The 11,064-nt window shown below is 29.0% G+C and carries 12 protein-coding genes; 10 read left to right on the forward strand and 2 right to left on the reverse strand.

Features of this window, described 5'->3' with window-relative positions; translation table 11 throughout:
- The first annotated feature begins 294 nt into the window (after positions 1 to 294).
- The 4 genes from M3Z80_RS07390 (at position 295) to yaaA (ending at position 3,975) form a co-directional block, all read left to right on the forward strand.
- Complete coding sequence (locus M3Z80_RS07390) at positions 295 to 648, forward strand: hypothetical protein (protein ID WP_293918902.1); 354 nt, start codon at positions 295 to 297, stop codon at positions 646 to 648.
- Positions 649 to 981: 333 nt separating this feature from the next.
- Positions 982 to 1,716, forward strand: a complete 735-nt coding sequence (gene sufC / locus M3Z80_RS07395; protein WP_293918903.1) for a Fe-S cluster assembly ATPase SufC — start codon at positions 982 to 984, stop codon at positions 1,714 to 1,716.
- Between the two features lie 49 nt (positions 1,717 to 1,765).
- Positions 1,766 to 3,031, forward strand: coding sequence for a Fe-S cluster assembly protein SufD (sufD, locus tag M3Z80_RS07400; protein WP_293918904.1), 1,266 nt, complete (start codon positions 1,766 to 1,768; stop codon positions 3,029 to 3,031).
- Between the two features lie 185 nt (positions 3,032 to 3,216).
- Positions 3,217 to 3,975 (forward strand): peroxide stress protein YaaA, encoded by a 759-nt coding sequence (gene yaaA / locus M3Z80_RS07405; protein ID WP_293918905.1) that lies wholly within the window; start codon positions 3,217 to 3,219, stop codon positions 3,973 to 3,975.
- 15 nt (positions 3,976 to 3,990) lie between these two features.
- Here the strand turns inward: yaaA and M3Z80_RS07410 are convergent, their stop codons facing one another.
- On the reverse strand, positions 3,991 to 4,521 hold the full coding sequence (locus M3Z80_RS07410) for an RNA polymerase sigma factor (protein ID WP_293918906.1): 531 nt from the start codon (positions 4,519 to 4,521) through the stop codon (positions 3,991 to 3,993).
- A gap of 187 nt (positions 4,522 to 4,708) precedes the next feature.
- Here M3Z80_RS07410 and M3Z80_RS07415 point away from each other — a divergent pair, with 187 nt between their 5' ends.
- The 6 genes from M3Z80_RS07415 (at position 4,709) to M3Z80_RS07440 (ending at position 10,844) form a co-directional block, all read left to right on the forward strand.
- A complete protein-coding gene (locus tag M3Z80_RS07415; RefSeq protein WP_293918907.1) occupies positions 4,709 to 5,254 on the forward strand; it encodes an HdeD family acid-resistance protein in 546 nt (181 codons plus the stop codon).
- Positions 5,255 to 5,542: 288 nt separating this feature from the next.
- On the forward strand, positions 5,543 to 5,821 hold the full coding sequence (locus tag M3Z80_RS07420; protein WP_293918908.1) for a co-chaperone GroES: 279 nt from the start codon (positions 5,543 to 5,545) through the stop codon (positions 5,819 to 5,821).
- 34 nt (positions 5,822 to 5,855) lie between these two features.
- Positions 5,856 to 7,484: a chaperonin GroEL gene (gene groL, locus M3Z80_RS07425; RefSeq protein WP_293918909.1), complete on the forward strand. Its 1,629-nt coding sequence runs from the start codon at positions 5,856 to 5,858 to the stop codon at positions 7,482 to 7,484.
- Positions 7,485 to 7,974: 490 nt separating this feature from the next.
- Positions 7,975 to 8,901: a mevalonate kinase family protein gene (locus M3Z80_RS07430; protein ID WP_293918910.1), complete on the forward strand. Its 927-nt coding sequence runs from the start codon at positions 7,975 to 7,977 to the stop codon at positions 8,899 to 8,901.
- A 53-nt stretch (positions 8,902 to 8,954) separates the two neighbouring features.
- Positions 8,955 to 9,851 (forward strand): UbiA family prenyltransferase, encoded by an 897-nt coding sequence (locus M3Z80_RS07435; protein ID WP_293918911.1) that lies wholly within the window; start codon positions 8,955 to 8,957, stop codon positions 9,849 to 9,851.
- A 93-nt stretch (positions 9,852 to 9,944) separates the two neighbouring features.
- On the forward strand, positions 9,945 to 10,844 hold the full coding sequence (locus M3Z80_RS07440) for a pseudouridine synthase (protein ID WP_293918912.1): 900 nt from the start codon (positions 9,945 to 9,947) through the stop codon (positions 10,842 to 10,844).
- A 6-nt stretch (positions 10,845 to 10,850) separates the two neighbouring features.
- Here the strand turns inward: M3Z80_RS07440 and M3Z80_RS07445 are convergent.
- Positions 10,851 to 11,064 (reverse strand): hypothetical protein (locus tag M3Z80_RS07445; protein WP_293918913.1); only part of this gene is annotated, 214 nt, incomplete at its 5' end.

Here is an 11,064-nt window from a genome sequence, read left to right on the forward strand (position 1 = left end):
AAGACCGGAATATCATTTTGAAAAAGAATGCAATACTATCATACGCATAAAAATAAGATAAATTATAGGTATTGTCTTATCTTTACATCTGGCCTATTCTATAAATTAATTCACATTTTTGCTATAAAGTACTGATAACTAAAATTTCATCTTGTTCCCTCATGAATTCATCAATAGAATTATTACTAATAAATCTTACTATAAGAGTTCAATATATCCAAAAAAATCTTAAAATACTATTTAAAATGTCACAATAAATATAAAATAGAAAACAAAAAACCTATAAAAACCAATATGATTAATTATTTAAATGATATTAATAAAACACTATTCGATTTCATCAACCATTATGGTAACATTATTTTGGTAACTGTGATTAGCATGGTTGCTCGTTCTATTTATAAAGGAATATCTATAGGCAGACTATTTCTTAAAATTCCTATTTCAACTATTATTGGAATTGTTATAGGAATGTTATTGGAGGAATTTAGTGAAGAATCCAATAATACCATACTTGTCATCTGTATGATAACGGGTGCATACACCGGTGAGATCTTAGAAGGAATAGAACAACTTTTAAAATGGACTCCTTTAGTAATTAAGAAAATTATTTGTAAAAAATTGGATATTGATGATAAAGACCATTAATTTTCATAATAAATTTATTAGTTTATGCTAATCGGTAATAATAAGGCATGTAATTAATAGCCCTACCATTAAATAAATCCTATTCTTTTAAATTACTAATTTGTAGTGGATTATTTATATTAAAATTTTATTTTTAACTAATTTATATACAAATAATTATAAAAACACATAATTGAAAATTTTATTTTTTTATTCTTTTAAGTTTCTGACAAATATTTATTTAAATTGTGTTGATCAATTTTAAAATCAATAAAATCTATAACCTATTTTTTAAAGCTGTTATAAAGATAGTATATTTGTTTTTAAATAAGTTTAAGATAATATACGATAAAAATGCTATCAATAAAAAATTTGCACGCAAGTATTGGAGATAAAGAAATATTGAAAGGTATAAACCTTGAAATTAAGAAAGGAGAAGTCCATGCAATTATGGGGCCCAATGGAGGTGGAAAAAGTACGCTTTCAAATGTAATTTCCGGAAGAGAAGATTATGAAGTTACTGAAGGATCTATATTTTTAGAAGGAAAAAATTTATTAGACCTCGCTGCGGAAGAAAGAGCAAATGCCGGAGTATTTATGTCTTTTCAATACCCAGTTGAAATTCCAGGTGTAAGCGTTTCTAATTTTTTAAAAGCAGCTATCAATGCCAATAGAAAAGCTAATGGGCAGAATGACATTTCCGCACATGAATTTTTACAAAAAGTAAAAGAAAAATCAGAAATGTTGGAAATACGAAAAGATTTTCTTTCCCGTTCACTTAATGAAGGCTTTTCAGGAGGAGAAAAGAAAAGAAATGAAATTTTTCAAATGGCCATGTTAGAACCTAAATTAGCCATTTTGGATGAAACCGATTCAGGGCTAGATATAGATGCATTGCGTATTGTATCTCATGGTGTAAACAAAATAAAAAACAAAGATAATGCGATCTTAGTAATTACTCACTACCAACGCTTACTAGATCACATTGTACCGGATTACGTACATGTATTGATGGACGGAAAAATAATAAAATCGGGAACTAAAGAACTCGCTTTGGAATTAGAAGATAAAGGATACGATTGGTTATAAACTTCAAGTAAAGATCAATTAGCAAATCCTCTTAAATTAAATTATTAAAATGAATATTCCACAAAATACTGAATTAGAAAAAATTTCAATACAGGCACAATCTACTTTAGAAAAAATAAGTTACCCTACGAAAAAAAACGAAGATTGGAAGTTCACTAGAATATCAGATTTTGATCCTGAATCCTTTAATTCAGCTAAAGTAAATTTTGTCTCTCAAGAAATTATTAATGATATTGTAGGAAACGAATCTAATACCTATAAAATTGTTTTGATTGACGGCATCATTTCTTCTAAATATTCCAATTATCCGCAAGAAAAATGGGTAACTCTTTCTTTTTCGGAAGCTCTAAAAAGTGAAAAATATCAATCTATTTTACTTTCAAAGGTAAATTCAATCTCTGATAAAGAACATTATTTTAACACATTAAATATGGCTTCTTATCAAGAAGGCATTTTTATTTATGTTCCAAAGCAAACAATAGAAGAAGAATTAATTGAATTAATTTATATAAATTCAGAACAAGATCAAAAAGCTATTCGAAATCTGCGAAATTTGATTATCATTGAAGATCAATCGAAAATACAAATCTCTGAAAAAATTTATTCGCTTTCAGAATTCGATTTTTTCAGCAATATTGTTACTGAAATATTTGTAGGAAAAAATGCAGATTTCCGACTTTATAAAATACAAGATGATGTACCTACCTCTTACCTTATTGATTCTACCTTTATAGAACAAGAAGCAGATAGCACGGCTCTAATTCATACATTCTCGTTTGGAGGTAAGACCGTTCGCAATGAATTATCTTTTGACCATAAAGGAGAAAATATTAATTCCACTCTAAAAGGAATAACTATCATAGGAGAAGGACAAGAAGTAGGAAATCATACATTGGTTAAACACAATCAGCCAAACTGTGAAAGTCATGAATTATATAGAGGGATTTACCAAAATTCCAGTCATGGAATATTTAACGGTAAAATAAAAGTAAATAAGATCGCTCAGAAAACCAATGCCTTTCAACAAAATAACAATATTTTACTTTCTGAAAAATCAAGTATTGATACCAAACCTCAATTGGAGATATTTGCCGATGACGTGAAATGTTCACACGGCTGTACAGTAGGACAGCTAGATAACGATGCTTTATTCTATATGAAACAAAGAGGTATTCATGAAAAGGAAGCTAAAGCTTTACTTATGTTTGCATTCTGTGCTGATGTAATGGAAACGGTTTTCATTCCTCATTTAAAGAATAAAATAAACAAGATCGTAGCAAAGAAATTAGGTGTAAATTCAGATTTTGAAATTTAAATTTACTTTATAAATCATATGAAAAAGGTTAGGAATAAATCCTAACCTTTTCTATTACTATTTTCTATCATTTTTTTATATAACTTATAAAAATCATACCATTACTTATAATTTATTTGAAATTATTTATTAAAATTCAATGTTTATTTAATAATTTAGCATTATAGACAACTAATAAATTTTAGATGAAGATACTTCTATCCCCTGCAAAAATAATGAGTTTGCAAACGCATTCATATTGGAGTATGCATACTCAGCCTGAATTAATTGATTATGCTAAAAAATTGCAATTTGTATTAAAAGAATATTCTCCTTCTGAATTAGAAAGCTTGCTTAACATTTCTCCCAAATTATCTAGAGAAAATTGGGAAAGAATTCAAGAGTGGAATCCCAATCCATCGAAAGCGGAATGTATACAGGCTATTTTTGCTTTTAAAGGTGAAGTTTACAGAGGATTAGACGCAGAATCCTTATCAAATTCATCTTTAACTTATTTACAAAATAATCTTTTAATTATTTCAGGCCTCTATGGCTTACTTCATCCTTCGGATGACATTATGCTCTATCGACTGGAAATGGGAAAAAAACTTAAAACAGAACAAGCTATAGATTTATACGGATTTTGGCGAGAAATTCTAACATTGTATCTAAACACTTTACTTACAAATGATGAGCCTATTTTAAATCTTGCCAGTAAAGAATATTTTTCAGTTTTCAACCGCAATAAGTTAAAAGGTAGGGTAACCGATATTGAATTCAAAGATTATAAAAACGGTTCTTTAAAAAGCATTATGATGTATTTTAAAAAAGCTCGAGGAAAGATGACTCGTTGGTGTGCTGAAAATTCCATCAATAATATTGAAGACATAAAAACTTATAATGGAGACGATTACGAATTTTCTGACAAATTATCTACAGAAAATAATTTAGTATTTATTCGATAAAAAATTATTTTCCAATTATGACAAGAGTTTCTTTGCCCTCATTAAACTTACTTTGACATTAGCTAGAGACAAGCCTGTTTCTTGCACTATAACTTTTAATTTTTTTCCTTCAACATAACGAGAATAAATTAATTTTCGATAATTTTCAGGGAGTTTGTCTAATCTTTTTTCAAAAGCTTCCAGATTTTGCTTATCAATAAATAATTGCTCGGGAGAAGGCTCCCAATCACTTAAATGATGATATTCTTCGTTTGAAAATTTATTTTTGTCCTTATTTTTTTTTCTTAAAAAATCTATCGCTGTATTATGTGCAATTGATGTAACCCAGGTCTTAAAATCAAAATCAGCATTATAAAGATTTAACTTATTCAGCACCTTAGTGAAAGTTTCAATAGTTAATTCTTCTGAATAATTTTCATCTTTAACTATAGAAAAAATATATGATTTAATATCTCCCCAATAAAGATTAACTATTTTACTTTGAGCTTGTTGTTTTGAATTTTTTGCTTCCTCTAGGAGTTGTAAAAGGTCTGATTTATTTTTCAACTTACAATTACTTTCATTTTTATTGGACAATCTACAATAATAATACCTAAATAAAAAATTAAAAAATTAATATCCCCACTTATTATATTTACACTTATCATGTATTTATCTCATTAAAATAGATCTATTTAATGGCATTATTTTTGAAATTATCTTATCTAAATATTCATAAAATTTATACATATACATGAAATCATTTATAAAAAATTGGTGGATTATGCTTCTTTTAGGCATATTGTTCATTTTAGCTGGAATTATAGTAATGGCGTCTCCCACACCATCACTAATTTTTTTAACAACATTTTTCTCTGTTTCATTTCTGGTTTTCGGGCTATTCGAAATCGTTTTTTCGTTAAGTAATACTCATACCGATAATTGGGGATGGTATTTGGCCGGAGGAATCCTAGATTTATTAGTAGGAATTATCCTAATTTCCTCAAATATTTTTACTCAAATGGGTATTTTATCTTTTTTCATTGGATTTTGGTTAATGTTTAAAGGAGTTAGCTTAATAGGGCACTCTTTTGATATTAAAAACCTTGGAATAAGTAATTGGGGATGGCTATTAGCCTTAGGAATATTAGAAGTCATACTATCATTTATTATTGTAATGTTTCCGCCTATCGGTTTAGCTGCTTTATTAATTTGGGTTAGTGTATCTATGTTGTTTTTAGGTATCTATTATATTAGTTTAGCTTTTAGTGTAAAAAAAATAAAGAATAAAATAGTATAATCATTCAATAAGTATTTCTACAATATGAAACCTTTGATATTCTTATTAAATTAAGTTCAAAGGTTTTTTTATGAATAATGGAAAACTATCCTAATTTTAATTTAATCAATTTAATTACAAATCCTTATATAAAAATGACCTTATTTCGCAAAAAGGCTTATTCTAAGAATCTGACACATTGACGCTTTTACTTTCTTTTTGTCATAAAACTTTTATTTGGCATATTTTTAGAAAAAAGACTATTATCAATTAGTAAAAAAATAATAATAAAATTAAATCAAAATAGATATGTCAGAATTATCAATTAAACCATTAGCTGACCGCGTAGTTGTAGAACCGGCAGCTGCTGAAACGAAAACCGCATCAGGAATTATCATCCCTGATAGTGCTAAAGAAAAACCTCAAGAAGGAGTTGTAGTTGCAGTAGGAGCTGGAAAAAAAGATGAACCGTTAACAGTTAAAATTGGTGATAAAGTTTTATATGGCAAATATTCCGGTACGGAACTAAAACTTAATGGAAAAGATTATCTTATAATGAGAGAATCTGATATTTTAGCAATCGTTTAAATAAACCAATTACAAAATTCTTAAAATTAATAAAATGGCAAAAGATATAAAATTTAATATTGAATCTAGAGATGCTCTAAAGAAAGGGGTTGATGCTTTAGCTGACGCGGTTAAAGTTACTTTAGGACCTAAAGGAAGGAATGTTGTTATTCAAAAATCTTTCGGTGCTCCTCATGTAACAAAAGACGGGGTTACAGTAGCTAAAGAAATTGAGTTAGAAGAACCTATTGAAAACTTGGGTGCTCAAATGGTTAAAGAAGTAGCATCTAAAACCAATGACGTAGCTGGTGATGGTACTACTACAGCGACTGTATTAGCTCAAGCTATCGTAAGAGAAGGTCTAAAAAATGTGGCTGCCGGTGCAAACCCTATGGATTTAAAAAGAGGTATTGACAAAGCAGTGGCTTCTGTTGTTGAAGAATTGAAAAAACAATCTCAAGAAGTTGGTTCTGATTCAGAAAAAATTAAACAAGTGGCTTCTATTTCAGCAAACAACGACGACACAATCGGAGCTTTAATTGCTGAAGCATTTGGTAAAGTAGGTAAAGAAGGTGTTATTACGGTTGAAGAAGCTAAAGGTACTGATACTTACGTTGACGTAGTGGAAGGTATGCAGTTTGACAGAGGATACCAATCTCCTTATTTTGTAACTAATACAGACAAAATGATTACCGAGCTGGAAAGTCCATATATTTTATTATGCGATAAAAAAATCTCCAGCATGAAAGACCTACTTCCAGTTTTGGAACCAGTTGCTCAACATGGTAAGTCATTACTTATTATTTCTGAAGAAGTAGACGGTGAAGCATTAGCTACTTTAGTTGTAAATAAATTAAGAGGATCTTTAAAAATTGCTGCTGTTAAAGCTCCTGGTTTTGGAGATAGAAGAAAAGCAATGTTGGAAGATATAGCAATATTAACGGGAGGTACAGTAATTTCAGAAGAAGCTGGATTAACTTTAGAAGGTGCTACATTAGAAATGTTAGGTACTGCTGAAAAAGTATCTATCGATAAAGATAACACTACTATTGTTAACGGTGCAGGAAGTGATGAAAATATCAAACAAAGAGTTGCTCAAATTAAAGCTCAAATTGAAAATACCACTTCAGATTACGATAAAGAAAAACTTCAAGAAAGACTTGCCAAATTAGCAGGTGGAGTGGCTGTATTATATGTAGGTGCTGCTTCTGAAGTTGAAATGAAAGAGAAAAAAGATCGCGTTGATGATGCTTTACATGCAACTCGTGCTGCTGTAGAAGAAGGTTTTGTTGCCGGTGGTGGGGTAGCTCTAGTTCGTGCAATTAACGGAATAGAATCATTGAAAGGTATCAATCAAGATGAAGAAACAGGTATTAAAATAGTAAGAAGAGCTATTGAAGAACCTCTTCGTCAAATTGTAGCCAATGCAGGTGGAGAAGGCTCTGTTGTTGTAAATAAAGTTAAAGAAGGTAAGGATGATTTCGGATATAATGCAAAATCAGAACAATACGAAAATATGTTCAGCGCCGGAATTATCGACCCAACCAAAGTAACACGTGTAGCTCTTGAAAATGCTGCCTCTGTTGCAGGAATGTTATTAACAACAGAATGTGTAATCACCGATATTAAAAAAGATGAGCCAGCAATGCCTCCAATGGGCGGAGGAATGCCAGGAATGATGTAAGAATCTCAGCTAATAATAAAATAAAAAGTCAGGATATCCTGACTTTTTATTTTTATTACAATTCTTCCTTAAGATATTTGTAATGATTATTATCTTATCAACTTCTTCGTAAGTTATTTCAGTATACACATTTATAAATCTACTTAGTAATATAATTCTGTCTTTAATCCTAAAAAAGTGAAATCATTAATTATTTTATTGATTGATTAAATTATACTAGTACATATTTGATTCATATATTTCCCATATAAATATTTTTAGAATATAATTATAATCTAATATTTCAATAATTTATTATTGAAAAAATCACTAGCCCCTACGGAAATAGTTTATTGTTAATGATATATTTATAAACTAACTAAATAATAATTCTCTTACATTTTTAACAATTGACTGAATAACAATTGCTTAAAAAAATAATATCAAAAAAATCAATTATAAAATCAATATAATACGTACCTTTGTACAGTTTTTTGTGGAATATTAAAATATGAAGCATCCTTTATTTTATGCAAAAATATTACTCTTCGGAGAGTATGGAATTATAGAAAATTCAAGAGGGTTAACCTTACCTTATAACGCCTACAAAGGAACTTTACAGTTTTCAACAGAACTCAATAATGTTGAACTGGAATCGAATAAATCATTGCATAGATTTGCTGAATTTTTGAAAACATTACACTTCCCTAAAAAATTTACAATTAACATTTCACAGTTAGAAAAGGACATTGAAAAAGGGATGTTCTTTGATTCAAATATACCGCAAGGGTATGGAGTAGGAAGTTCAGGAGCACTTGTAGCGGCTATCTTCGATAAATATTCAGGAACTAAAATTCTACCCGCTACCATCTTAAAAACAGATTTAAAAGATTTAAAAACTGTTTTTGGACAAATGGAATCTTTTTTTCACGGAAAGAGCTCTGGGATTGATCCACTCATCTGTTACATGAATATTCCTTTATTAATACAGCCAAATGCAGAAGTTGATAAGATTGGATTAGCAGAGAGTAAAGACGGTAAAGGGGCTGTTTTTTTAATTAATTCCGGCATGCCGGGTGAAACCGAACCTATGGTTCAGATTTTCTTTGAAAAACTTAAAAATGAAGGCTTCAGGAAAACATTAAAAGAAGAATTTATTAAATATAATAATGATTGCATCGATTCCTTTTTGAATAAGGATATGGGGTCTTTTTTTCAAAATTTAAAACACCTTTCTCTTTGGGCTTTGAATCATTTCACTCCTATGATTCCTAGAAAATTTTTAAAAATATGGAAAAAGGGAATTGATACTAATACCTATTATTTAAAACTTTGTGGTTCCGGAGGAGGAGGATATATATTAGGTTTTACTCAAGACTATGATGCTACAGAAAAAATGTTAAAAAATTACAAAAAAGAGGTGGTATATCGTTTTTAATTACAAATAGCTTCCATTTTTTTGTATTTTTACCTGCCTAAAATCCTTGGCGGATGTACCTTTCAGGAAAAAAAATATTATTAATTAATCTCTCTTTTTTGGTAAGAGTTAGAATTTTTAACGTAATTATGTTAATTCTTGCCATGTATGTTTCTGCCATTTTTTTATTTGGTGACGAAAAAGATATAATTGAAAATTTTAAAAATATAAAACTTCATGGTATTATCTTATCTTCCTCATTAAGTGCCATGGCCGGTTATATTATTAATTTTTTTTATGATCAGGAAAAAGATATGGTTTACCGACCTATTTCCTCTATAATACAACGCTTCATTAGCAACGGGATTGCATTAAGATTTTACATCTTTTTCAATAGTATATCTTTAACAATTGCTGCCTTACTTTCTTATCGTATTTTTATTTTTTTCTTAGTATATCAATTCATTATATGGTTTTATAGCCATAAGCTCAGCCGTATTGTATTTATTAACAACTTAACTAATTCAGCATTACTACTTTTTCCATTTTTAGCGCTATTTTTATATTATGAAAATTTTTCATCTTATATAATATACCTTTCAGAATTTCTATTTATCATGGTTCTCATAAAAGATATCTGTAAAGACCTTCTTTCATTCAAATATGATGATTTATTTAATTACAATACCCTTCCTAATACATTAGGGATTATTCCTACTAAAATTATTTTAAATATTCTTATTTGTATACTCATATTTATTTCAATTCATTTAACTTTTGAGCCGCATCTCTATGAAATTCGTTTATATTATTTACTAACTGCTTTATTAAGTTTGGGTTCAATTATAAGTATTTGGATAACTAAATCGGAATATATGCAAATACTAATTTTTATGATTAAGTTTTGGATTTTTTTAGGTACTATTTCCCTATTATTTATTGACGGGAATCCCTTAACTTTGCACTTTTAGAAAGTCTGTATTATATAAGGCAAAGCAGCAATTAATATTTCATTATAATACATTCATTTTTTTAAATTTTTATCAAAATTAGATTTGCAATAAATGAAAAATAATAAATCATACGAAAGAAAAGGATCGGGAAGAAATGAAAAATCTCATAAAAAAGATTATTTCAAAACCAATGACAGAAGAGAAAACAAGCAAAAAAGCAAAGATAAATTTGAAGACAGAAAAAAATTTACTTCTTCCTCTACACCATTTCGTAAAAGAACTCCTAAAACGCCAAAGCAAAGTGATGGTACAAGACTTAACAAGTATATAGCTAATTCAGGGGTTTGCAGCAGAAGAGAAGCAGATATATTCATTCAAAACGGGGTAGTCGAAGTCAACGGCAAAATTATTACGGAATTCGGATACAAAGTAAAACCGGGAGATGAAGTATTTTTTGACGGAAGATATATTCGCCCTGAAAAAAATGTATATGTATTGTTAAATAAACCTAAAGGCTATATTTCAACAACCAAGGATGAAAAAGCGCGAAAAACAGTATTAGACCTTGTTGCAAATGCATCTCCTTACCGTTTATACCCCGTTGGTCGTTTGGACAGGCAAACTACAGGTGTACTATTATTAACTAATGATGGAGATCTTACTAAAAAATTAACTCATCCTTCTCATGAAGTTAAAAAGATTTATCATGTTACGCTAAATAAAAAAGTGTCCATTGAGGATTTTGGAAAATTATTGGAAGGATTACGTTTCGAAGAAGGAATTGCCAAGGTTGATAAAATATCATATATTGAAGGTTCTCCTAAAAATGAAGTAGGTGTTGAAATTCATATAGGTTGGAATCGTATAATACGAAGAATGTTCGAAAGATTGGGGTATGAAGTGGAAAAATTAGACAGAGTTATGTTTGCTGGATTAACTAAAAAAGCATTAAAACGAGGTTACTGGAGAATTCTCACAGACCTCGAAGTTAATACTTTAAAAATGCTTTAATTTATTTTAATTCGCTTTTTGGAATGTTGTTTTTTTTCTTGTAGTAAATTTATTTACTATAGAATCCATTAATTTCTGCCAAATATATGCTAAGATTATTGCTATAATGAATGCACTTGCATTTTCAATATTCCTGGGTAAAAGAACATGGCATAAATATAGGATTTTCTCGTGGAAAATAAATAAGGTAAGGCTATGTGTTCCAAAAAATATAAGTATA

Source organism: Apibacter sp. (assembly GCF_025291155.1).
Lineage (GTDB): Bacteria > Bacteroidota > Bacteroidia > Flavobacteriales > Weeksellaceae > Apibacter.

Bases quoted from the DNA above. Each gene is read 5' to 3' on its own strand.
- M3Z80_RS07390 (WP_293918902.1), top strand. From the start codon at position 295: ATGATTAATTATTTAAATGATATTAATAAAACACTATTCGATTTCATC.
- sufC (WP_293918903.1), top strand. From the start codon at position 982: ATGCTATCAATAAAAAATTTGCACGCAAGTATTGGAGATAAAGAAATA.
- sufD (WP_293918904.1), top strand. From the start codon at position 1,766: ATGAATATTCCACAAAATACTGAATTAGAAAAAATTTCAATACAGGCA.
- yaaA (WP_293918905.1), top strand. From the start codon at position 3,217: ATGAAGATACTTCTATCCCCTGCAAAAATAATGAGTTTGCAAACGCAT.
- M3Z80_RS07415 (WP_293918907.1), top strand. From the start codon at position 4,709: ATGAAATCATTTATAAAAAATTGGTGGATTATGCTTCTTTTAGGCATA.
- M3Z80_RS07420 (WP_293918908.1), top strand. From the start codon at position 5,543: ATGTCAGAATTATCAATTAAACCATTAGCTGACCGCGTAGTTGTAGAA.
- groL (WP_293918909.1), top strand. From the start codon at position 5,856: ATGGCAAAAGATATAAAATTTAATATTGAATCTAGAGATGCTCTAAAG.
- M3Z80_RS07430 (WP_293918910.1), top strand. From the start codon at position 7,975: ATGAAGCATCCTTTATTTTATGCAAAAATATTACTCTTCGGAGAGTAT.
- M3Z80_RS07435 (WP_293918911.1), top strand. From the start codon at position 8,955: ATGTACCTTTCAGGAAAAAAAATATTATTAATTAATCTCTCTTTTTTG.
- M3Z80_RS07440 (WP_293918912.1), top strand. From the start codon at position 9,945: ATGAAAAATAATAAATCATACGAAAGAAAAGGATCGGGAAGAAATGAA.